We start from the raw sequence: 23,930 nt of genomic DNA on the forward strand, positions 1-23,930 counted from the left end.
GGTAGTGAGTTGATTATTTCCTGGCACGTCGTTTGGCTTATTTGTATGCGAACGAACCAATGCCATGGACCGAGAATTAGCCCCAGAACTAATTTCCCAAACCCGCCGAAAAAGCTGGCTGATTGGCGTAGCCGTGGCGGCAGGCCTGCTCGCTGCCATCATCGGGCTGCAGTCGCTGCTGCAAACGTCGGTCGAAGCCACTCGAATCCGGACGGCGATGGCGCAGGTGGGCCCCGTTGAAAACACGCTCAACGCAACCGGCGAAGTGGTCCCGGCCTTCGAGCAGATCATCGCCAGTCCGATTCGGGCCAGCATCCGGCGGGTGCTGCTCACCCCCGGCACGCGTGTACGGCCCGGTCAGGCGATCCTCGAGCTGGACAAATCCATGACGCAGATCGAATACGAGCGGATGCAGGACAAACTGGCCCTGAAACGGAACGGTGTCGATCAACTGCGAATGAAGCTGGACAAGGACTTCTATGATGCCGACATCAAAGACAAAATCAAATCTCTTAACATCAATCGGCTGCGGGCGGTACTGAACGATACCCGTCGGTTGCAGCGGGTAGGGGGGAGCACGCAGGAGGACGTAACGAAGGCGGAGAACGACCTGAAAATTGCTGAGCTCGAGAAACAGCAGCTTGAAAACGATCTGTCCTACAACCGTCAGTCGATGGGGGCGAGTCTGCGGGAGTCGGCCCTGCAGGCCCAGATCGAAGAAAAGAACGTACACGAACTGGCGCAGAAGTTACGTCAGGCCGATATTATTGCTGACCGGCCGGGGGTGCTGACCTGGGTCAACGAGCACATTGGCACGGCCGTTAATGAAGGCGAAATACTGGCCCGGCTGGCCGATCTGGGCAGTTTTCGGGTCGAAGCCTCCTGCTCCGATATCTATGCCGAGCAGGTGAAAACGGGCCTGCCGGTCATTGTTAAAGTAAACGAGACAGCCCTGCGCGGACTGATTACGCAGGTGAAGCCGGCGGTTCAGAATGGCGTAGTGCAGTTTGCCGTGCAACTGGACGACAATCATCATTCGTCGTTACGTCCTAATCAGAAAGTCGAAGTATTCATCGTTACGAACCGCGTAGCGCGGGCCGTGCGGGTTGCCAATGGACCAGCGTTTAAGGGCAAGCGGAAGCAGTTTGTGTTCGTCATGACAGGCGAAAATCAGGCCAGTCGGCGGGAAGTCGAACTGGGTCTGTCGAACTTCGACTGGGTGGAAATCAAAAGTGGGGTGCAGGTAGGCGACCGGGTCATTCTGACCGATCTGAGCGAGTACGAACATTTGAATCAGCTCACCATCGACCCGAAACCCTGACCATGAGAACAACCTTATACTGGCTTTTCTGGCTAACGCTCATCGGGTACAAAACAGCGGCCCAGTCCCAGAGGCTTACCCTCGACGAAGTGGTGCAACTGGCGCGGGAGCAGTCGATTGCGGGAAAGCAGGCGGCTACGCTCCGGAAAACAAACTACTGGAAATACCGCACGTTTCTGGCCGATTTTAAACCGCAACTAAGTCTGGAAGGGTCGCTGCCCAGTTTCACCCGGTCGTTCGTGCAGGTCATCCAGCCCGACGGAACCATCGCCTTTCAGCCGGTATCGAACAATAATTCCGTGCTGAGTCTGTCGCTGAGCCAGAATATTCCCCTAACGGGCGGCTCGATTTACGTGCAGCAGCAGCTTCAGCGCTTCGACAATTTCCTGAACCGCAGTACGCTGTACAACGGCATTCCCTTCGCTGTGGGCTTGAGCCAGCCGCTGTTTCGGTTCAACCAGATGAAGTGGGATCGGCGGACCGAGCCGCTGCGGTATGCCGAAAGCAACCAGCAGTACATCGAAACGATGGAGCAGGTTGCACTGGACGCGACGAGCTTGTATTTTGACCTGTTGGTGGCGCAGGTGAACCTGCAGATTGCCGAAACCAACCGGGTAAATAACGATACGCTGTATAAAATTGCCGAGCACAAGCTGGAGCTGGGCAAAATCTCGCGGAATGATCTGCTCCAATTGCAGCTGAGTGTGCTGAATGCGCAGAAAGATCTGACTTCGGCGCGGCAAACGGCGGAAGTGTCCTCGCTGAAATTAAAATCTTACGTCGGCTCGCGGGATAACAACCGGTTGGAACTGGCCGTGCCGACCCAGCTCAGCCTGTTTGGCATCGATATTAACCAGGCGCTGGCCGAAGCCTTCGCCAATCGGTCCGACGCCATTGCCTTCCAGCGTAGACAGCTCGAAGCCGACCGCGACGTAGAAAAGGCCCGGAAAGAAAACGGTCTCAACGCTATGCTCAACGCCGATTTTGGCCTGTCGAACCGGGGTGTCCGGCCCAGCGATGTATACGTGCGACCGCAGGATCGGGAGTTCGTCGAAATCCGGTTTACCATTCCGGTCATGACTTGGGGACGGGCGCAGGCCCGCACCGAAACGGCTTATGCAAATCAGCAACTGGCCGTGCAGACGGTTGAGCAGGCCAAACGGAATTTCGAACAGCAGATTTATACGCAGGTGACGCTCATTCAGATGCTGCGCCAGCAGGTAAAGCTAACCGCCGAAGCCGATCAGATCGCTCAGAATCGCTACCAGATTGCCCAAGAGCGCTTCAAACTCAGCGACCTGAGCGTAACGGATCTGGGCATTGCTACCCAGGATAAGGACCGCGCCCGGCGCGATGCCATCCTCGCCCTGCGGGACTACTGGCAGGCTTATTACACGCTGCGTCTGCTCACCTTATATGATTTTGAAACAAACCAGAAACTTAAATAGAATAGGGCACAGGGCAGGTGCAAGGGGTAAATAGATACTCTGAGCCCTCTGCTCCAGGCCCTCTGCCCCAAGCCAGATAACCATGATCACGCTTAAGAACATCGAAAAAGTTTACCGCACCAGCAGCATCGAAACGCTGGCGCTGACCCGCCTTAACCTGCATATCCAGGCAGGCGAGTTTATCTCCATCATGGGGCCAAGCGGCTGCGGCAAGTCCACACTGCTGAACCTGATGGGTCTGCTCGACGCACCCAGCCAGGGACAGGTCGAGATTAGTGGCCAGGCCGTTACGCAGTATCGCGACAAAGAGTTGGCCCGGCTCCGCAACCAGCGGATCGGGTTCATCTTTCAGAGCTTCCATCTGATCAATGATTTGTCGGTGCTCGATAATGTGGAGATTCCGCTGCTCTACCGGAAAGGTGACGCCACTGGAGCTTCGCGCCGACAACTGGCGGGTGAAGCCCTGGAACGGGTGGGACTCAGCAACCGCATGAAGCACTTCCCGAGCCAGTTGTCGGGTGGGCAGAAGCAGCGGGTGGCCATCGCCCGGGCCATCGTCGGTCGGCCCGACATTATCCTGGCCGATGAGCCGACGGGTAACCTCGACAGCGCAATGGGTACTGAGATCATGAACATTCTTCAACAGCTGAAGGCCGACGGCAGCACGATTGTGATGGTGACGCACGACGAAACAATGGCCAAAAGGACGCAACGACTGGTTCGGCTGTTCGACGGGGCGGTTGTGGGCGACAGTGTGCTGGGAAGCGAGGGTAAAAAAGTAATGATGGATGATGAACGATAAATGCGAATTACTCTCAGTAAATCCAAAGCCACACGTTAAGTTATTTAGCTACTATCATTCATCATTGATCTCCAAGTCCTATGCTCACAAACTATATAAAAATTGCCTGGAAGGTGTTGCTCCGGCATCCGTTCTACACGTTCATAACGCTCTTCGGCATCAGCCTGACGCTGACAGTCCTGATGGTGCTGACCTCCTTTCTGGATCATCTGTTCGGGAGCCATTACCCCGAAACCCGGCGCAATCGGACGCTGTATATCCAGCACCTGCTTCAGATGGATTCGACCCGGAGTTCCCGGCAGGCGGGGCCGATGAGCTTCCGGTTTCTGACCGACTACGCTAAATCAATGAAGACGCCGGAACGGGTAACTATCTGTTCGTTTTTCAATAGCTCGAATGCCTACGTCGGTTCGCACAAGATCAAGCTTAACACCAAGTTCACCGATGCTGAATTCTGGCGGGTGACTGAATTTGAGTTTCTGGAAGGCAAACCCTACAACGAGCAGAATATTGCCAACAGTGATAACGTAGCGGTCATTACCGACGACTTTAAACGGCAGTATTTTGAAAACACCGACGAATCAGTCATTGGTAAGGATGTTGAAATCGAGAATATTCATTACCGGGTAATCGGGGTCGTGCGGGGGAGTTCCTACACCCGGTTGTTTACCTACGCGGACGTGTATTTTCCCTACACGGTTCCCAAAAGCAACTATCAGGATCCGGGTATGCGGGGGAATTACGTAGCCATGGTGCTGGCTAAAGATAAAGCTGATCTGAAGCCGATTCAGGATGAGTTTCAAAGCAACATCGGTCGGATTCCGCTGCCCGGTGTTCAGAATGGGTTTAAGTATGCCGTGCTGGAAGTGAAAAGCGAGCCTTACGTAGAGAATTTTCTGAGCATGATTCTGGGTGGGGGACCGGGCCTGAAAACCATATTCTTCGGCGTCATTGCCTTCATCATGTTCATGCTGATGGGCTTACCGGCGATCAATCTGGTAAACGTAAACGTCAGCCGGATCATGGAACGGGCTTCCGAAATCGGCATCCGGAAAGCCTTCGGGGCGCCCGTGCGTACGTTGCTCTGGCAGTTCATCGTCGAGAATATATTCATCACCTTCATTGGCGGAGCAATTGCCCTGGTGCTGACGCTGATCATTATTCAACTGATCAACCGCAGCGGCTGGATCGCCTACGCCGACCTGACCATCAACTTCAGCGTGTTTCTGGTCAGCATTCTGGTGTGTCTGGTTTTCGGGTTGCTATCCGGCGTGGCCCCAGCCTTACGGATGTCGAAACTGAACATTGCCGACGCGTTAAAAGCTAATTAGTGGATAAGCGATTGAGTGAATAAATTCTTCAGCCAATCGCTCATTCGCCCTTTCATGCATTCGCTCTTTCACTCTTTACGCCATGATACGTCATCTTTTTAAATTAATCTGGAACAAGAAAAAGGCCCACGCTTTGCTGATGGTGGAGATCTGGGCGTCGTTTATGGTGCTCTTCGGCCTGACAACGCTGATTGTGGTCAACGTCAGAAATTATAGCCAGCCCCTCGGTTTTGCCTATCAGAACGTATGGGCCATTGAGCTGAACAACAACCAGGATACGATGGCGGTTGCCGAAAAAGCGAAGGCAATCTTCCAGCGGCTTAAGTCCTATTCCGACGTGGAGTCGGTGTCGCGGATGAGCAACAACTTCCCGTTCTCGGCCAATACCATGAACAACATGGTGGAGCACAACAAAGCGCGTACGCTGGCCCATCAGTACGTGACCGATGAGAATTTTGCCCGGACGCTGGCCATGCCCGTTCTTGAAGGGAGCTGGTATCGCCGGGCCGACCGGGTGGGAAAATACAAGCCGGTTGTCATCAATCAGAAAGCCCGGGAAGAGTTGTTCGGGGACGAAAATCCGCTGGGTGGAATCATCAGTGATAACTTCAAGGTTACGGGGGTAGTCGGAAATTTCAAGGCTAAAGGCGAGTTTATGGCTAACCAGCCCGCCATGTTCGAACTTCTGGATGAAGATTCTTCGTGGGACAAAACGATGCTGGTTCGCGTAAAACCCGGCACCGACGCCATCTTCGAGGCCCGGCTGGTCAAAGACATCACATCCATGGCGAACGGATGGAGCGTGGAAGTTGACCACCTGACCGATTCCCGTCAGAATCAGCATAACCTGACGCTGGTGCCGGTAATCATTTTTCTGATCATCAGCAGCTTTCTGCTGATCAACGTCGGTCTGGGTTTATTTGGGGTGCTGAACCTGAGCATTGCCCGGCGACGGGGCGAAATTGGTCTGCGTCGGGCGTTGGGCGCTACCGGCAACGGCATCTCGACGCAGTTCATCGGCGAAATCTGGGTGCTGGCCACCTTCGGGCTGCTGATTGGGCTGCTGTTTGCCATGCAGTTTCCGCTGCTGAACGTGTTTGATCTGGAAGCGGGCGTCTACCTGACCGCCATCGTCATGTCGGTTATCGTCATCTACGTCATCGTTACGTTATGCGCCCTGTTCCCCAGCCGGCAAGCCGCCCAGATCCAACCCGCCGTGGCCCTCCATGAGGAGTAGGGGCATGGGGTAAGAGGTAAAGTCGTATTTTGGCGGCTTAACCGTAATTGTGCGAAAAATGAAAAGAAGCTTCCGGTTTGAAAGCCTTGAGGTTTGGCAGATCAGCATTGAACTAGGCGATCAATTGTTCGATATCGCTGACAATCTGGAGCAGATGAAACGTTACCGATTTGCCGAGCAACTTCGTGGAGCTGGAATGAGTATCTCCAACAATATTGCCGAAGGTTCCGAGTCAGTTTCGAAGAAAGAATTTTATCAGTTTTTGAATTTTGCCCGGCGATCCTGTTTTGAATGCGCAAATATTCTAATTGTCGTGCAGCGGAGAGGATATGTTTCTGAGGAAACAAAACAGCGACTTTTTGCTAGTCTGGATGAACTTAGCCGTAAGATCTCCAGCTTTCAGAAGGTTCTCTGTCCCGCCGATTAACCCTAAGCTCGCTGCCCCAAGCCCTTTGCCCAATGCTGCTCATTATTGACGACGACGTTGCGATTCAAACCTCACTTTCGCTGCTGTTCCGGCGGGAAGGCTTCGCCGTGCGCGTAGCCGACGGACCGTTTGAAACCCGCGAGGTGCTGGATGAAGAAACGCCGGAGTTGATTCTGCTCGACATGAACTTCTCGGTAGATACGTCGGGCGACGATGGATTACGGCTGCTCCGTCAAATCCGTGAGCGGCTGCCGCAGGTGCCGGTGGTTCTCATTACCGGCTGGGGCAGCATTGATCTTGCCGTCGAGGGCATGAAGGCCGGAGCCCGGGACTTTATTACCAAACCCTGGCAAAACGACCACCTGGTTCAGTCGGTGCGGACGGCACTGAAGCTGGCTGGTTCCGAACCTGCCTCTGCCAGTCGGCGGCAGCTGGATAGTCAGTTTCAGTTTGACAACATCGTGGGGGATGACCCTAACCTGCTCGATGTGTTAACCACCGTCGGGCGTGTGGCCCCAACAGATGCGCCGGTCCTGATTACGGGCGAAAGCGGTACGGGCAAGGAGCTCGTCGCCGAAGCCATCCACCAGAACAGTCGGCGCAAACGTCATCCGTTTGTTAAGGTTAACCTCGGGGGTATTTCCAGTACTTTGTTTGAGAGCGAACTGTTTGGCCACGTACGGGGTGCGTTCACCGACGCCAAAGCCGACCGTGTGGGTCGGTTTGAACTGGCTAACCGGGGCAGCATCTTTCTGGATGAAATTGGTGACCTCGACCCGGCCTCGCAGGTTAAACTCCTGCGCGTGCTGCAGGACCGCACCTTCGAGCCGCTCGGCAGCAGCAAGAGCCGCACGGTTGACGTCCGGGTGATCTGCGCTACGAACCGGAACCTGGAAGAAATGGTGAGCCGGGGCCAGTTTCGGGAAGATTTGTTTTATCGGATCAACCTGATTACGGTCCGGCTCCCGGCATTACGCGAACGCCCCGGCGATATACCGGCCCTGGTCAACTACTTTGTCAGCAACCTTCGGACCATCTACGCCCGGCCCGATCTGCGCGTCAGCCGGGAGGCCATGAACTGGCTCAAAACCCTGTCCTTACCGGGCAACATCCGGCAACTAAAAAACCTGGTCGAACGGACTGTCCTGCTGGCTCCTGGCAACGAACTGACCATTGCCGACTTCGAGAGGAACCGAACCGGATTGACGGACCGTCCCGTCCCCGCGACCGACACGTTGCCGGCGGTTGGGAGCATGACGCTCGAAGAAATCGAACACCAGATGATCGTTCGGGCCATGGCCTATCATAATAATCGGGTCGCCCGGGTGGCGCGGGCACTGGGTATTACCCGTTTTGCCTTGTACCGGCGTTTAGAGAAATTTGGCATTCCCTATACCGCCGAGGAATGAAGCTTTCGCTACGGTCCCGTTACCTGATCTATATCATTGTTGTCCATCTGGCGCTAGTCGGACTGACCTGGCTGGTGCTTCAAAAAGACAAGCTCTGGTTTATCGCTTCGGAGTTGCTGATTCTCACTTCCGCATACATAGCCATTCGCATTTACAAGGCCTTCCGGCAGCCCTCGGAATTTATCGCGTCGGGTGTAGAAGCCATCAAGGACAAAGACTTTACCGTGAAGTTCGTGCCGACGGGCAACGACGAAGTTGACGGTCTGATTCACGTCTATAACCTGATGATTGACCAGCTTCGCCAGGAACGTACGCGGCAGGCGGAACAGCGGTTTTTTCTCGATAAGCTAATCGAGGCTGCCCCCATTGCCATTCTAATTTTCGATTACGACGAACGCATTGCCGAAGCGAACCCGAAAGCCGCTGAACTGCTTGGGCAATCGGCCGATGCGTTGCGGAGCCGAACCATCGGCCAGTTAAATCATCCCGTGCTCAATCAGCTGGCGGGCGCGCCGGTCGGACTGACGCATACCGTAAAGCCGAATGGGGTTGAAACCTACCGAATCCTGCGGGGACAGTTCATGGACCGGGGTTTTCAGCGTCAGTTCATGCTGATCGAGGAGTTGACCGCCGAGATCATTGAAACCGAGAAGAAAGCCTACGGCAAAGTCATTCGGATGATGGCCCATGAGGTTAACAATTCCATTGGCGCCGTCAGCTCAATCCTGACCGTAACCGAGTCGGAGCTGGAAAACGCTGATCTGAAACGGGCCGTGCGCGTCGCCATTGAGCGTAATGACCGGCTGAATCGGTTCATGCGCCGGTTTGCCGACGTTGTGCGTTTGCCCGCCCCTATGCTCGTTGCTACCGACGTTACTGAACTGGCCCGCAACGTGCACCAGCTGATGGAGCCGCAGGCCAGCGCCCGCGGTGTTTCGCTAACGCTGCAAGTGCCGGATAGTCCGGTGATACAACCCGTGGATGTTGGCCAGATGGAGCAGGTCCTGGTGAATGTGGTGAAGAACGCTATTGAAGCCTGTGGACATGGGCAGACCGTGGTGATTCGGGTATCGGCGCAGCAGTTGATCGTGCGGAATGATGGAACGCCCATCCCTGATTCGGTGGCTGCTAATCTGTTTAACCCGTTTTTCAGCACCAAGCCCGACGGCCAGGGTATTGGGCTGACGCTCACCCGCGAAATTCTGCTGAATCATGGCTTTACGTTCTCACTCCTGACGGAAGCTGATGGCTGGACAGCCTTCACCATCCGGTGGAATGGCGTGCAGTCCTTTGCCTGATTGGCTCATAGCCTAGTGGTTACCCGCAAACAAAAAGGCCTGAACGTCGTGTTCAGGCCTTTTTGTTTGCGGACTAGTCTGGTCAGTGTAATCGCACCGGCTAAATAACTTCCATTTCCTCCGGCTTTTCCGTATCGCCCGTTTCGCGCCCGTCGGGTTGGGGCAGGGGCCGTTTTTCTTTAACGCCTTCTTCCGGTTGAACGTCTTTCCGACGGCTCAGATATGTATAGATCACCGGCACTACGTAAAGCGTCAGGATGAGTGAGAAGAGCAACCCGCCCACAATAACAATCCCCAGAGGAATCCGGCTTTTTGAAGCGGAACCTAAGGCGAGCGCCAGCGGCAGGGCGCCAAACGCGGCTACGAGCGTCGTCATCAGAATCGGACGAAGGCGCAGAGCGGCCGACTCGGCAGCGGCTTCAAATTTGTTTTTGCCGGTTAACCGCTGTTCATTGGCAAACTCCACGATCAGAATCCCGTTCTTGGTTACCAGACCAACGAGCATGATGATACCAATCTGGCTGAAGATATTGAGCGTCTGGTTGAACATCCAGAGCGAGAACACGGCCCCGGCCAGCGCCAGCGGTACCGTAATCATGATAATGAAGGGGTCAACAAACGAATCGAACTGCGCAGCCAGAATCAGGTACACCAGAATCAGGGCCAGCCCAAAGGCAAACAGCGTATTACCCGAGCTTTCTGCGTAATCGCGCGACGGACCGGAGAGGGCCGTCTGGAAGGAGTCGTCCAGCGTTCGGGCGGCAATCGCCTGCATGGCGGCTACCCCGTCACCTACGGTTTTGCCCGGAGCCAGACCGGCCGATACGGTCGCTGATTTGAACCGGTTGTAGTGGTAAACCTGCGGGGGGCTGCTCACCTCCTGGAATTTCACCAGGTTGTCCAGCTGAATCAGCGTACCCTGATTGGTACGGACGTAGAACGAGGCCAGATCGACGGGTTCGTCGCGGTCGCCCCGGGCTACCTGACCAATCACCTGATACTGTTTTCCATTCATCAGGAAATAAGCCAGCCGCCGGTTACTGAGAGCCAGCTGTAGCGTTTGCGCTACGTCCTGTACCGATACGCCCAGGTTGGTCGCTTTTTCGCGGTCAATGCTGATGTTGAGTTCAGGCTTGTTGAATTTAAGGTCAACATCGGAGTTCTGAAAGGTAGGGTCTTTCTGCACCTCTTCCAGGAAAGTTGGTAGTTTTTCCCGCAGCTTTTCAAAGTTCAGGTTCTGAATGACGAACTGCACGGGCAGACCACCGCCCCGGCCGACCTGAATGGTCTGGTCCTGGGTGGCGAACATGCGGGCCTCGCTGAACCGCTTCAGGTTTTTGGTCAGATAATCGACAATGTCCTGCTGCGACCGCTCGCGTTCGCTGGGGTCGGTCATGTTGACCATAACGAACGAAGAGTTGACGGCTCCTGCTCCCGAAAAGCCGGGGGCAACGACGCTAAACGCCAGTTTAGTCTCAGGAATCGAGTCAAGGACAAACTGCATAACCCTGTCGGTCGTAGTCGCCTGCGATTCGTAGCTGGTTCCTTCGGGCGACGTAATCGCGATCCGGGTCCGGCTGCGGTCTTCGAGCGGGGCAAGCTCAGACTTGAGCAGGGAACCTAAACCGAAAATCAACAGCAAACACGCGCCGATCATGACAAAGGCCCAGCCCCGTTTGCGCAAGAACGACTCCAGCGAACTGCGATACGATTGATCGAGCCATTCGAAAAAAGGTTCGGTTTTTCGGTAAAACCAGGACCGGCCGTGGTTTTTGCTGGTTAGTTTTACGCTCAATACCGGCGTCAGGGTCAGCGATACAAACGCCGAAATCAGAACGGCTCCTGCAACAACGACGCCGAACTCCCGGAAAAGCCGACCCACAAACCCCTGCAGAAAGATAACCGGCAGAAACACAATCGCCAGGGTAATACTTGTGGCAATAACGGCGAAGAAAATCTCATTGGAGCCTTCCTTCGCAGCTTGTTTAGTATCCATGCCCTGCTCAATCTTCTTGAAGATGTTCTCTGTCACGACGATACCATCGTCCACAACCAGACCCGTAGCCAGCACGATCCCCAGCAGCGTCAGGACGTTGATACTAAAGTCGGCTACGTACATAATAAAGAACGCACCAATGAGCGACACCGGAATGTCAATCAGCGGCCGGAAGGCGATCAGCCAGTCGCGGAAGAAGAAGTAAATCACCAGTACGACCAGTACGAATGAAATCAACAGCGTTTCGCCGACTTCCTCAATAGCCCGACGAATGAACGTAGACCGGTCAATCCCGATACTTACCCGAATATCGTCCGGCAGGTCTCTTTTTAAAGCGTCGAAACGTCGGTAGAACTCGTCGGCAATGCTCACGTAGTTGGCCCCCGGTTGCGGGATCAGGGCCAGAACAACACCCACCACGCCATTCTGCTTCGAGATCGTTTCTTCGTTTTCAGCGCCCAGCGTGGCCGTTCCCACATCCTTAAAGCGAACGATCTGGTTTGCCGTCTGCCGAAGGATCAGGTTGTTGAAATCATCTTCCGTTGTAAGCCGACCAACGGCCTTAACGGTCAGTTCGGTATTGTTGCCATACACTTTACCGCCCGGCAGTTCTACGTTCTGCGAGGTCAGCGCATTCTGAATATCCTGTGTGGTCAGGCGGTAAGCCGACAGCTTGATTGGATCAATCCAGAGCCGCATGGCCTGACGTTTGAGACCATACACGTTGGCCTGGCTAACGCCCGGAATGGTCTGGAGCCGCTCCTGCAGCACGTTTTCGGCGTAGTCCGACAACTGAGTCGGATTCCGCGTCGTACTCTGAACGGTCATAAAAATAATTGGATCGGAGTTGGCGTCGGCCTTCGTCACCACGGGCGGAGCGTCAATGTCCTGCGGAAGCTGACGCTGCGCCTGAGCGACCTTATCGCGCACGTCGTTGGCAGCCTGTTCCAGGTCGGCGTCGAGGTTAAACTCTACGGTAATGGTGCTGGCACCCAGGGCGCTATTGGAGGAGATCGTCCGAATACCCTCGATGCTGTTCAGCGATTTTTCGATGGGCTCCGTAATCTGCGACTCAATGATGTCCGGGTTAGCGCCGGTATAGTTCGTCCGCACGGATATAACCGGCGGGTCAATGGCCGGATACTCACGAACGCCCAGGAACGTAAAGCCAATGATACCGAACAGCACGATAACGATGGACATCACCATCGCAAAAACGGGTCGGTTAAGACTTAATTCGGGGAGACTCATATAGTTGAGTTATAAAGATTTAAGTTTCAGAGTTAAAGAGTTGTACGGTCATAAAGTTTAAGGGTTTGAATAAATAGGCCCCAAACCCACGGATGACTTCATGCCGCACCAACTCTACGGCTCAGTTCTGCGCTACCTTCGGCCCGCTGCCCGGCAGGGTTATGACCCGATTGACCTTAACCGGCACGTCGGGCTTGAGAAACAGCAGACCGGTAGTTGCTACCGTATCGCCCGCCTGTACGCCCGATAAAACCTGAATGGTGCCCGCCGTGCGAAGCCCCGTCTTTACGTCGCGAAACTGAGCTTTGCCGTTTTTTACAACCACCACCTGGTTCGTCCGGGTCTGGGGAATGATGGCCTGCGTAGGAACTACGAGGCTTTTTTCGTTCTGGATCGTCAGCGTTACGCGGGCGAAGGTGCCGGGTCGGAACCGCAACGAAGGGTTACTGACGCGCGCCCGGATACGCAGGTTACGTGTTTCCTCTTCTACGCCTGGTTCAATGGCGTAAACAACGCCCTGACTGGGATTGCTGGCGCCGTCAACCAGGAAAGAGATCGTGCTGCCGGTATGAACCGACTGCCCGTATTTTTCGGGGATGGAGAAGTCGAGTTTCAAGGAGGAAATCTGCTGAAGCCGGGCAATCAGCGTATTGGGCGATACAACCGCTCCTGAACTGACGTTACGCAAGCCGATAATACCTGAAAAAGGCGCCCGAATTTCGGTCCGCTGTAGATTGGCCCGAACCAGCTCAATGTCGGCCAGACTGCTGCGTAAATTGGTGGTGGCAATGTCGAATTCCTGCTGGCTGATACCGCCACGGTCCAGTAGTTGCTTATTCCGCTCTTCGGTGCGCCGGGCGTTGTCGGCCTGGGCCTGCAGTTTCTGGAGCTGCGCCCGCAGATCGGCGTCAAACAGCTTGACCAGCAGATCGCCCTTCTGGACCGGCTGACCTTCGCGAATGTTGAGTTGGGTGATGCGGGCCGATATTTCAGGGTAAATGTCTACCTGTTCGGCGGCCAGGAGTGAGCCACTGGATACTACTTCTTCTTTCAGACTCTGGGAGACAACTACGAACCCATTTACCGCCGGGGTGGGACCCCGGCCAGCACCGCCCGGCCCGCCTTTTCCAGCCCCGCCTTTTCCACCGTCGCCACCGCCCGGTGCGCCCGATGAGGCTCCCGGAGCCGGATGTAACACTTTATTGTACACAATTATCCCGCCAAGAACTAAGACGACGAGACCGATAGCAATCCATCTTTTCACAGGTAACTATTTTGCAGGAGAGAACTTAAGTAGTAACGTTAAAAAACAAAGATTTTGTTCTTCTACTGCAAAGCTATGACCGTTGACGAGTATATCAATCTGAATATGCCGAACGGCAGGGGATTTGGGCTGAATCGGCTAATTTGCCAGCTGAATGCCTGCTGCGAAACGCTGCTTCTACGGGGAGGTCGGTGTATCCAGGGCCGAAAACAGGAGATGCCGCATGAACCTCAGCAACTTTGTGGAGTCGCCCCCCGTATTGCCCGGCTTTGATGCGAAGTCGGTCAGGGACGGCAGGTTCTGCATGAAAAACGTTTGGTAATGCGCCGTTTCGATGAGCGAACTGGCCACCGAGCGGGCATAGGGGTAATCAGGGTGGTATTCCAGAATAATGCCCGCAATGCGGCTGCATAGGTCTTTATATGGTTTAAATAACTGATGCCGGTTGTCTTCTGTAACGTGCCGGGTCAGATACGCCTTACTCGACTCGCGCACGACGATACCGTGAAGCGCCCGGATGTCAATGTCATCCGTAGCCGTTGGGGCCACATCCTTCAGTAATACCAGGCGCAGCAGCCGCTCTAGCTTCTCGTGCGGGTCCGCGAGATTATTTGTCTGAAAAACAAGCTGAAATTCCATCCACTGCCAATACCAGGCTACCAGATAAACCAGCAGTCGGTGCTTATTTTCGAAATACCGATAAATGCTGGCTTCTTTGGTATTCAGACGCTCGGCCAGTTTTTTAAACGTAGCCTCCTCAAAGCCGACTTCGTCAAATAATAACGTCCCCTGTCGGACAATCCGTCGTCCTAAATCAGACCCTTCCGGGTCGCGTAAAAATAAGTGCGCGTTCATGCGCACATGCAACGAATACTCCATTTATCCAGCCGGTTGTCCTTTCGACTAAAATTCAGCTGCCAAATAACAAACTTTTATGGTTAAAAGTTATGTTTGTATAAATGATAGTTATACTATCAATCATAATAGCACTTGTCTTATGGCAGTTATCGAAGCAATTGAGTCGCCACCGTCGCCTGTGCAACGGCTATTCCGGCTTCTGTCGAATGAAAAAAAAGATATTGGGTACATCTATCTGTACGCCATCGTAACCGGTATTATCAGTCTGTCTCTGCCGCTGGGCATTCAGGCTGTTTTTAACCTGGTGTCGGGTGGGCTGGTGTTCAGTTCTGTCTACGTGCTCATCGGACTGGTCATTGCCGGCGTTATCATAGCCGGTCTGTTGCTGATTGGCCAGATGGTTCTGGTTGAGATTTTGCAGCAGCGCATTTTCGCCAAAGCGGCTTTTGAATTTGCTTACCGCCTGCCGCGTATCCAGCCCGAAAGTTTCGGCGGTTATTACCCGCCCGAATTGATGAACCGGTTTTTTGATGTGATGACCATTCAGAAGGGTCTGCCGAAACTGCTGATCGACCTGACAGCGGCAGCGATGCAGATTCTGTTCGGCATTATTCTGCTGTCGTTTTATCACCCCGTGTTTCTGGCGTTCGGTTTGTTTACGCTGCTGGCCGTAACGGGAATTGTATTGATCAGTGGTCCGGCAGGATTACGGACGAGTCTGCGCGAATCGAAGGACAAATACAAGGTGGTTGCTTATCTGGAAGACATTGCCCGTGACCTGCCTGGTTACCGCTACCGAACCGCTAACGGCTCGGCCGATCAGCTTGAACTGATTGACCATATGGATGCGTTGGTGACGAATTATCTGAAGAATCGGCAGCAGCATTTTGGCGTGCTGAAACGGATATTTTACAATGGTCTGGCCTTCAAAACGCTGATCACGGCCGGCCTGCTCATTCTGGGTACTACGCTCGTGGTGGGCCGGGAGATGACGCTGGGGCAGTTTGTGGCCTCGGAGTTAGTGATTGTTCTGATTACGAGTTCGGTTGATAAGCTGCTGTCGGGTATTGATACCGTATTCGATCTGCTGACGGCCGTTGAAAAAATCGGGAGCGTAACTGACCTGCCACTAGAAACTGAAACGGACCATGCTTAACCTGTCACGGCAACGGGTAGATGAAGCCTTGCTTAAGCACTATCCCCTCCGAACATTAAAAAATCTGCCTCAGCCTAACGGCGGACGACGGCTGGGACGCTGGATGCTGGCGCTGCTGGCGCTATCGCTTCTCATTATGTTTCTGCCCTGGCAGCAGAACATCAATGGCGAGGGTGCTGTAACGGCATTGACGCCCCAGGACCGGCCGCAGACGGTGCAGAATGCCATTCCGGGCCGGATAGAACGCTGGGCCATCCGGGAAGGGCAACGGGTCAGCAAAGGCGATACGCTGCTGGTGATCTCTGATATTAAAGACGATTACTTCGACCCGAATCTTCAGCAGCGACTGGACGAGCAGTTGACGGCCAAGCAGGGTAGCCGGAGCGCATCGGAAGCCAAGATTGCGGCCCTGAACAGCCAGTTGACAGCGCTGGAAAGCGGTCTGCGGGTCAAACTGGCCGCTGCCCGCAACAAGGTTCGCCAGAGTGAATTCAAGGTCGTCAGCGACAGCGCTGATCTGGTATCCATCCGGAAAAATTACCAGATCGCCCTCGACCGGCTCGACCGCTATGAGAAAGGTTACAAAAACGGCCTGTTCTCGCTGACGGATCTGGAAGCCCGTCGACTGAAAGTACAGGAGGATGTCGCGAAGGTAGTAGCTCAGGAGAACAAACTGAACGTGTCGCGGCAGGAGCTGATCAATGCCCGGCTTGACCTCAGCACGATCCAGGCCGATTACCAGGAAAAGGTAGCCAAGACACTTTCGGATCGAAGTTCGGCAGTCTCGTACCGCGCCGACGCCGATGGCGAAATTTCGAAGCTGCAGAATAAAATCAGCAGCGTTTCCGTCCGGCAGGGGCTATACGTAGTACGGGCTCCGCAGTCTGGCTACGTGGTGCGGGCGCTGAAAGCGGGTATTGGCGAAACCATTAAGGAGGGCGAGTCCATCGCAACGCTGCAGCCTGAGAATCCTCAACTGGCGGTGGAACTCTCGGTTCGGGCCATGGACGTACCGCTGATCCAGCGCGGGCGCGCCGTGCGCTTAGAATTTGACGGCTGGCCGGCCGTTCAGTTTTCGGGCTGGCCGCTGGTGGCGGTAGGGACGTTTGGCGGTGAGGTTGCCGTAATTGATGCTGTCAGCAATCCCAACGGTACGTACCGGCTGCTGGTTACGCCTAAAGCAACCCAGAACGATCAGCCCTGGCCGGAGCAGTTGCGCGTTGGCTCACGGGTTTATGGCTGGGTCATGCTCGACGATGTGCCGATCTGGTACGAGCTCTGGCGGCTACTGAACGGCTTCCCGCCGAGTCTGCAAAAAGAGCCGAACGAAGAGAAAGGAGCGAAAAAATGAGAACGCGTATGTACCCGTTCGGGAGGCTGGTTTTCGGGCTGTTGTGTTACGGTCTGATGGCCGCGCCGGGATTTTCCCGCCAGTCTGACTCAGCTATGCAGCCGGATTCCGCCGTTTTCCCGGCACCGGTTTTTTACGAACTGATCCGGCAGAATCACCCGCTGGTCAAGCAGGCCGATCTGTTCGGTGAGGAAGCGCGGCAGGTACTCGTACAGGCGCGGGGCGCCTTTGACCCGAAATTGACGTCATTCTACGACCGCAAGGAGTTCGGGAATCAGCTTTACTACGAACGCTGGCAAAGCAAACTGGCCGTGCCCCTCTGGCCGGGAGGCATTGACCTGAATATATCCTACGACCGCAACACGGGAACTTACCTCAACCCCGAAGAGAAGGTGCCGGCATCGGGCTTGTCGGGGGTAGGCATAAGCGTACCGGTTGGGCAGGGACTGCTGATGGATACCCGGCGTAATGCGGTTCGTCAGGCGCGGCTGGTGCAGAATCTGGCCGAGGCCGACCGGCTCAAACTAATCAATAAAACTTTATTCGACGCGGCCAAAACGTATTGGGAGTGGTTTCTGGCTCACCAGCAGCAACGGCTGCTGACCGAAGGACATGAACTGGCCGAGCGCCGGTTCCGGGCCCTGCGCGAACGGGCCCTGCTGGGAGATGCCGCCATCATTGACACGACCGAAGCTCTGATTACAGTACAGGATCGGCTGGTTCAGCGCCAGCAGGCAGAGGTAGAAGAGCAGAATGCCCGCCTGCGGGTAAGTTCGTTTCTGTGGAATGCCGATGGACAGCCGGTTGAATTGCCTAAATCGGCCATACCGCAGGAACTCGCGCTGGTAACCCTCAGCGAAGCGACCTTACAGAGCCTGCTTGACCGGGCTGCCCAGCAGCACCCCGATCTGCTGAAGCTCGACGTCAAGACCCGCCAGCTTAGCCTGGAGGAACGGTTTCGGCGGGCTATGCTCCAGCCCCAGATTGTTCTGAACGCCAGTATGCTCAGCCGAACGCCAACGGCCGATGTCAGCTACGACTGGACGAGCTATTATTCGCTTCGGCCGCAGAACCATAAAATCGGCGTTGATTTTGTTTTTCCGCTATTCCTGCGCAAAGAGCGGGGAAAATTGCGGGAGGTTCAGGTCAAAAACCGGCAGGTCGGGCTGGAACGTCAGCACGCGGGTCGGCTCATTACCAACACCGTACAGTCGGCCTATAATCAACTGCAGACACTGGCGCAACAAGCCGCTATTCAGGAGCAGACCATTCGCAACCAGCAGCTTTTGTTACGGGCCGAGCAGCAGAAGTTTGAACTGGGCGAAAGCTCGCTGTTTCTGGTCAACGCCCGGGAAAGCAAGCTGATCGATCTGCGGGTGAAAGGGGAGGAGCTGAAAACTAAATACCAGAAGGCCGTGGCCGAGCTGTATTTCGTAGCCGGAACCAGCGAACAGGCTGGCAGCTAACGAAAGGCTCGCTCAGACCCGACTTTGGTAAATGGCATAATTTTCCTCATCGAAACAAACGAAGAGTACCTCCTCAACAGAGGAAGGGTGCTCCAGAAAGCGGTTGACGGCGCTAACAGCTACGTCGGCCGCTTTTTCTTTTGGGTAGCCGTAGATCCCCGTACTAATGTTCGGAAAAGCAATGCTCGTCAGATTATGCTCAGCGGCCAGTTCGAGCGACCTTCGGTAACAACTGGCCAGCAAATCAGCTTCGTCCTGCGAGCCACCCCGCCAGACCGGCCCCACCGCATGAATGACGTATTTGGCAGGTAGCCGGTAACCTTTGGTGATTTTGGCATCGCCAGTCCGGCAGCCGTTCAGGGTTCGGCATTCAGCCAGGAGTTCCGGTCCGGCCGCCCGATGAATCGCGCCGTCAACACCCCCGCCCCCCAGCAGGCTGGTGTTGGCTGCGTTCACAATTGCATCGACGGCCTGTTTCGTCAAATCGCCCTGGATAACCCGGATAGTCGCCATCTTACCGCTTTATGATTTTAATGGTTCGCTTCTGGTCGCCCGCCACCAGCGTTATAAGATACATTCCCGCCGACAGTTGTAGATTGGGCAGGACAAATACATCCAGGCCGCTGGTTACGTACTGGTTGCGCCAGACTACCCGGCCGGTCAGATCGGTCAGGGATGCATCGAGCGCGGTATTGAGCGCCAGTTCTCCCCAGCGTACTGCCAGCGGCTCGGCATCGCTGAACGGGTTTGGATATAACAGCAACTGACTATACGTTTCGGCCAGCGCCGACGCCCGGCTGAAGTTGGGAATCCCGTAGCCCAGCAGATCGTCGGGGGTGTTGTACTGACTGCCCGACCGACGCAGGGCATCCGTTATCTGTCCGGCCGTAAGTTCCGGGTGAGCCTGCCAAAAACCCGCTGCCAGGCCCGCTACGAGGGGAGTCGCGAAGGAGGTGCCATTGCCCGCGCTGATCTGTCCGCCCGGACTGCCAATTATGGTTCCCTGCCCGCGCGCGGCCAGGTCTGGTTTGACGCGTCCATCGGCCGAAGGGCCAAATGAACTGAAACTGGCCCGTTGTCCTACCTGCGTAACCGCCCCGATAGCCAGTGCCGAAACTGCATCGGACGGAGCCGACAGGTAATGCCAGGCGTCTGCCCCTTCGTTGCCGGCTGCCACCACAACCACCATGCCTACCTCCGCGGCAATCTGCGCGGCCCGGGTCGACAGGGGCGTTCGGCCGTTCAGATCCTGGTACGTATAACTGGTACTGGCATCGTCAAATTGGGTGTAGCCCAGCGACGAACTGATAATGTCAACGCCCGCGCTGTCGGCGTATTCCACCCCGAAGAGCCAGTTGGCTTCTTCAACCCGGCTCTCGCTGAAAACATCCTCCGTACGTAGCAGAACAAACTGCGCTTTGTAGGCCGTGCCGTAGAGCTGGTTATCGGCGGTGGCGGCAATCGCCGACAAACACGCCAGGCCGTGGGAATCGTCTTCGTAAACACTTTTCTCCTTTCGGACAAAATCGTAGGTGGCCAGCACCCGGTTTTCGGTGAACAGGGGCCGCAGAAAGCTGACTTTATCGGCGTTCAGAAAGCCCGCGTCCAGCACCCCAATCAGCATGCCTTCACCGTGGTATCCCTGCTCATGCATCTGGTCGGCACCGAGCTGGGTAATCTGTGCTAGCGAATTTCCGTAGTTGAGCGCCTGAATGCTGCCCAGTTTATCGGCGCTGGCAACGGGCGTCAGGCGGTTGGGCAGAAGATCGGCGCTGATTCGGGCGTTGGAGAGCGACCGGCCAAATTCCAGCCCCTTCACAAAGGGTAGTTTTTCAATACTGGCAATTGTAGCGTCGGTCGATTCAACCAGTACGGCGTTGAGCCAGCGCGACGTAAACCAGACCGTAGCACCGGTTTGCCGGAGCTGCGTTACGTAGGCCGGATCAACCGGCAGATCACGTTCCAGCACCGGAATGCTTTGCTTCTGTCGACGCAGGATAGCGCGCGCTGACAGAAACTGATCGGGGCGGCCGATGCTATAGGGTGTATTGGTTTTGTCGCGCAGCAGAACCAGGTATTTGCGGGTCGTCTGGCCAAAACAGGTTAGCTGAACCAGTAGCATCGCCAGCAGCAGCCAGCGCGGTTTATTCAGTCCCATACGTTCGGATGCGGTAAACTTGTCGGATGCCATAGTCGATCTGATTTTTTCCTCTGCAGGCGGGCGACGAGGAGCAGTACTGCAACTGCGTCCGTTCTTTATAGATAAGCCCGACCTGCCGGGCGTAAACCTCCACCCGTTTGTCCTGCGAAACCAGCGTTGAGTCATTCTGTGCCACGACCGTCACGGTTTCGTCGAACTGTTTGTCTAATACGCGGTAGGGCTGCGGATTGTTGCGTAGTTCATACGCATCTTCGCCATAGATGTTACGTCGATTACCGTTCCAGCGCAACTGATCGCTGAACGGAAACACCAGCTTGATAAAATCCAGCCCGTTTTCAGTGCGGATGGCTTCGTTGTTCACCAGCCGTGCCGACCAGACGGAGTCGGCCTGCCACGACTGACCTTCGGCCAAACGACGGTAGCGCAGCAGGCGATAGGCGGTCTGGCCGGTTACGTCTCTGTACACGTCACCAACGACTTCTTTCAACTGATAGGTCAGCTGCAGGGCGGGCGCATTGAGCGCATACCGCTGTTCCTGTACGTCGTAAATAATATACTGCTGGGATTTCAGCGGGAAGAAATCCGTATCGGATACGATGGGGACTGGACTAGTGGTCTGACAACCCGCGAACAGGAGCAGACTTAGTAAAGCGAAGAAGGACGGAAAACGGATAAGCATGGAGGTACGGTGAATGGATCTCCGAATATACAGGTTTGCCCGGAAACCTAACGAGCCAAAACGAGCTTATTGATACCCTACTAAACCGGCTCATTTAGTTAGTTATTCAAACCAATCGGAAGCAGAGTCGTTACGAATTTAAGGCGGTTGTTCTGTCTACGGACAAGGGTATCGGCCTGGTGACTAACTCAACTTTCTATCGCTTCGCATGAAAGCAGCCGTATTCCACAAAGTAGGCGACATCCGTTACGAAACCATGGATGACCCTAAAATCGAGCAGTCGCGCGATGTTATTCTGCGTATTACGTCCACCGCCATCTGCGGCTCCGACCTGCACATCTACGACGGGTTTCTACCCCAGTTACGGAATGAAGTGCTGGGTCACGAGTTCATGGGCATCGTCGAAGAGACCGGCTCGGAAGTGACCAACCTGAAAAAAGGTGACCGGGTGGTGGTCCCCTTCACCATTGCCTGCGGTAAGTGTTATTTCTGTCAGCACCAGCTGCAGATGCACTGCGAAAACTCCAATCCCGAGTTTTACGGTCCGGATGGTGGGCTGCTGACCGAAAAAGGCGGGGGGCTGTTCGGGTATTCTGATCTTTATGGCGGTTATGACGGGGGGCAGGCCGAGTACGTTCGGGTACCTTTCGCCGACTACAGCCTGCGCCACGTTCCCGAAACGCTCAAGGACGAACAGGTGCTGTTTCTGACCGACATTTTTCCCACGGGCTGGAGCGCCATTGAGTGGGGCGAGTTGAGAGGGGGCGAAACGGTCGCTATTTTCGGCTCCGGTCCCGTCGGTTTAATGGCGCAGAAGTCGGCCTGGCTGCAGGGCGCCGGACGGGTCATTGCCATTGACCCCCTGAACTACCGGCTGGAACGGGCGAAGCGGGTCAACAACGTGGAAACGCTCAATCCGAACGATGTGGATGTCATTGAAGCGCTCCGCAGCATGACCGAAGGTCGCGGTCCTGACCTTTGTGTGGACGCGGTCGGGATGGAAGCACACCGAACTGTTCTGGATAAAGCCAAAGCGGTTCTGAACCTGGAAAAAGGAACGGTCAGCGTGCTGGAGCAATGTTTCCGGGCGGTGCGCCGGGGTGGTATCGTATCGGTGGTTGGGGTGTATGGTTCGCCCACCGACAACTACCCGGTAGGTCGCATTTTCGACAAGGGCCTGACGGTTCGCTACGGTCAGTCGCAGGTACACAAAAACATCGATCACCTGCTGGATCTGGTCGTGCAGGGTAAAGTCGTGCTGGACGATATCGTGTCGCACATCCTGCCGCTGTCCGAAATCTCACGGGGTTACGATATCTTCAAGAAGAAAGAAGACGACTGCACAAAGGTCATCCTGAAGCCTTAAAGGCGTAGTAGGAACTCATAAACTAACTCAACGATGGTAGAACATAAAAATGGCAAAACAGCCCTCATTACGGGCGCCAGCAGCGGCATCGGCCGCGAACTCACCCGACTCTTTGCGAAAGACGGGTATAACCTGGTTCTGGTGGGACGCGATCAGGATAGCCTGGACCAACTGGCCAGTAACTTCCACAACCAGTACGGTACGCAGACAACCATCCTGAACAAAGATCTGGCCGACCCGAAGGCTCCCGAGGAAATTTACAGCGAAACCAGCCAGCAGGGACTTCAGATTGATGTTCTGGTGAATGACGCGGGTTTCGGCGAGTATGGCCTGTTTGCCACTGAGACCGACCTGCAAAAGGAATTAAGCATCGTGCAGGTAAATGCCGTAGCGCTGATGCACCTGACCAAGCTGTATCTGAAGGACATGGTCAGCCGCAACGATGGCAAAATTCTGATGCTGGGCTCCGAAGTATCGGTGGCGCCTAACCCAATGATGGCTGTGTATGGTGCCACCAAAGCGTTTATCAAGTCGTTCTCGGAGGCCATTCGGAATGAGCTTAAGGGCACGAACGTAACGGTTACAGTGCTTATGCCGGGGGCCACCAATACCAACTTCTTCAAGGTGGCTGGCGCCACGGAGGCCAAAGGAGCCGATCCCAACAAAACGGCCAGCCCTGCCGACGTAGCCAAAGCGGGTTACGAAGCCCTGATGAGTGGGCAGGATCATGTTGTGGCGGGCTGGATGAACAAAGCGCGGGTGGCCATGTCGCATATCCTGCCCGACCCAATGGTAGCGGCCAGCGTACGTAAAGACATGATGCCGAAGGAGCAGGCCGACCAGCAGCAGAAGCAGGCAACCGCGATTGCGCTGGCCGTGGGCGTTGTGGCCGTGCTGGGTGGTCTCTGGGTGCTGTCATGCAATCGTTCGCTGCTGCCGGTCAGTGCCTACGATCAGGCCCGATATCGTTACAAAGCCCATAAAGCCAGTCAATCAGCCAGTAATGCGGTAGACTCTGTAGTAGATTCCGTCAAAGGAGCTTACCACAACGCGAAATCAACAGTCGAGGAAGCTCTCGCATAAACTGTTATGAGGTCAGCCGTTCCGTT

At 55.2% G+C, this 23,930-nt stretch carries 19 protein-coding genes; 13 read left to right on the forward strand and 6 right to left on the reverse strand.

All coding sequences use genetic code 11. From position 1 onward, the window contains the following. The first annotated feature begins 64 nt into the window (after positions 1-64). The 8 genes from HNV11_RS11115 (at position 65) to HNV11_RS11150 (ending at position 9,273) form a co-directional block, all read left to right on the forward strand. Positions 65-1,321 carry an efflux RND transporter periplasmic adaptor subunit gene (locus tag HNV11_RS11115; RefSeq protein ID WP_171739731.1) on the forward strand — a complete coding sequence of 419 codons (1,257 nt, stop codon included), beginning with the start codon at positions 65-67 and terminating at the stop codon, positions 1,319-1,321. 2 nt (positions 1,322-1,323) lie between these two features. Beyond that, complete coding sequence (locus tag HNV11_RS11120; RefSeq protein ID WP_171739732.1) at positions 1,324-2,769, forward strand: TolC family protein; 1,446 nt, start codon at positions 1,324-1,326, stop codon at positions 2,767-2,769. An 82-nt stretch (positions 2,770-2,851) separates the two neighbouring features. Next, positions 2,852-3,571 (forward strand): ABC transporter ATP-binding protein, encoded by a 720-nt coding sequence (locus HNV11_RS11125; RefSeq protein ID WP_171739733.1) that lies wholly within the window; start codon positions 2,852-2,854, stop codon positions 3,569-3,571. Between the two features lie 80 nt (positions 3,572-3,651). Further along, the gene (locus HNV11_RS11130; protein WP_171739734.1) at positions 3,652-4,902 is read left to right on the forward strand and encodes an ABC transporter permease; all 1,251 of its coding nucleotides are present in this window, start codon (positions 3,652-3,654) and stop codon (positions 4,900-4,902) included. Positions 4,903-4,984: 82 nt separating this feature from the next. Continuing rightward, a complete protein-coding gene (locus tag HNV11_RS11135) occupies positions 4,985-6,139 on the forward strand; it encodes an ABC transporter permease (protein WP_171739735.1) in 1,155 nt (384 codons plus the stop codon). A gap of 58 nt (positions 6,140-6,197) precedes the next feature. Then, complete coding sequence (locus HNV11_RS11140) at positions 6,198-6,566, forward strand: four helix bundle protein (RefSeq protein WP_171739736.1); 369 nt, start codon at positions 6,198-6,200, stop codon at positions 6,564-6,566. Positions 6,567-6,598: 32 nt separating this feature from the next. After that, positions 6,599-7,975: a sigma-54-dependent transcriptional regulator gene (locus HNV11_RS11145; RefSeq protein WP_171739737.1), complete on the forward strand. Its 1,377-nt coding sequence runs from the start codon at positions 6,599-6,601 to the stop codon at positions 7,973-7,975. After that, complete coding sequence (locus HNV11_RS11150) at positions 7,972-9,273, forward strand: sensor histidine kinase (protein WP_171739738.1); 1,302 nt, start codon at positions 7,972-7,974, stop codon at positions 9,271-9,273. The genes HNV11_RS11145 and HNV11_RS11150 overlap by 4 nt, the downstream gene beginning before the upstream one ends. 100 nt (positions 9,274-9,373) lie before the next feature. Here HNV11_RS11150 and HNV11_RS11155 read toward each other — a convergent pair whose 3' ends face one another. The 3 genes from HNV11_RS11155 to HNV11_RS11165 form a co-directional block, all read right to left on the reverse strand. Further along, complete coding sequence (locus tag HNV11_RS11155; protein ID WP_171739739.1) at positions 9,374-12,520, reverse strand: efflux RND transporter permease subunit; 3,147 nt, start codon at positions 12,518-12,520, stop codon at positions 9,374-9,376. 121 nt (positions 12,521-12,641) lie between these two features. Continuing rightward, the gene (locus HNV11_RS11160) at positions 12,642-13,784 is read right to left on the reverse strand and encodes an efflux RND transporter periplasmic adaptor subunit (protein ID WP_171739740.1); all 1,143 of its coding nucleotides are present in this window, start codon (positions 13,782-13,784) and stop codon (positions 12,642-12,644) included. Positions 13,785-13,961: 177 nt separating this feature from the next. Then, complete coding sequence (locus tag HNV11_RS11165; protein WP_171739741.1) at positions 13,962-14,663, reverse strand: TetR/AcrR family transcriptional regulator; 702 nt, start codon at positions 14,661-14,663, stop codon at positions 13,962-13,964. 118 nt (positions 14,664-14,781) lie between these two features. On the opposite strand from HNV11_RS11165, the gene HNV11_RS11170 reads away from it, so the two are divergent. From HNV11_RS11170 to HNV11_RS11180, 3 genes are read left to right on the forward strand one after another with little or no spacing between them, the layout of a single operon-like run. Continuing rightward, a complete protein-coding gene (locus HNV11_RS11170; RefSeq protein WP_171739742.1) occupies positions 14,782-15,798 on the forward strand; it encodes an ABC transporter transmembrane domain-containing protein in 1,017 nt (338 codons plus the stop codon). Beyond that, positions 15,791-17,149, forward strand: coding sequence for an HlyD family secretion protein (locus HNV11_RS11175; protein ID WP_171739743.1), 1,359 nt, complete (start codon positions 15,791-15,793; stop codon positions 17,147-17,149). The genes HNV11_RS11170 and HNV11_RS11175 overlap by 8 nt, the downstream gene beginning before the upstream one ends. Then, positions 17,146-18,615 carry a TolC family protein gene (locus tag HNV11_RS11180; RefSeq protein ID WP_240163939.1) on the forward strand — a complete coding sequence of 490 codons (1,470 nt, stop codon included), beginning with the start codon at positions 17,146-17,148 and terminating at the stop codon, positions 18,613-18,615. The genes HNV11_RS11175 and HNV11_RS11180 overlap by 4 nt, the downstream gene beginning before the upstream one ends. Before the next feature lie 12 nt (positions 18,616-18,627). Here the strand turns inward: HNV11_RS11180 and HNV11_RS11185 are convergent, their stop codons facing one another. From HNV11_RS11185 to HNV11_RS11195, 3 genes are read right to left on the reverse strand one after another with little or no spacing between them, the layout of a single operon-like run. Next, on the reverse strand, positions 18,628-19,128 hold the full coding sequence (locus tag HNV11_RS11185; RefSeq protein WP_171739744.1) for an O-acetyl-ADP-ribose deacetylase: 501 nt from the start codon (positions 19,126-19,128) through the stop codon (positions 18,628-18,630). Between the two features lies 1 nt (position 19,129). Then, entirely contained in the window at positions 19,130-20,806 is a 1,677-nt protein-coding gene (locus tag HNV11_RS11190; RefSeq protein ID WP_171739745.1) for a S8 family peptidase, read from the reverse strand. After that, a complete protein-coding gene (locus HNV11_RS11195; RefSeq protein ID WP_171739746.1) occupies positions 20,760-21,455 on the reverse strand; it encodes a hypothetical protein in 696 nt (231 codons plus the stop codon). The genes HNV11_RS11190 and HNV11_RS11195 overlap by 47 nt, the downstream gene beginning before the upstream one ends. Before the next feature lie 208 nt (positions 21,456-21,663). On the opposite strand from HNV11_RS11195, the gene HNV11_RS11200 reads away from it, so the two are divergent. Both HNV11_RS11200 and HNV11_RS11205 read left to right on the forward strand, forming a co-directional pair. Further along, positions 21,664-22,821 carry a zinc-dependent alcohol dehydrogenase gene (locus tag HNV11_RS11200; RefSeq protein WP_171739747.1) on the forward strand — a complete coding sequence of 386 codons (1,158 nt, stop codon included), beginning with the start codon at positions 21,664-21,666 and terminating at the stop codon, positions 22,819-22,821. A 33-nt stretch (positions 22,822-22,854) separates the two neighbouring features. After that, positions 22,855-23,904, forward strand: a complete 1,050-nt coding sequence (locus HNV11_RS11205; RefSeq protein WP_171739748.1) for an SDR family NAD(P)-dependent oxidoreductase — start codon at positions 22,855-22,857, stop codon at positions 23,902-23,904. The last annotated feature ends 26 nt before the right edge of the window (positions 23,905-23,930 follow it).

The organism is Spirosoma taeanense (assembly GCF_013127955.1).
Lineage (GTDB): Bacteria > Bacteroidota > Bacteroidia > Cytophagales > Spirosomataceae > Spirosoma > Spirosoma taeanense.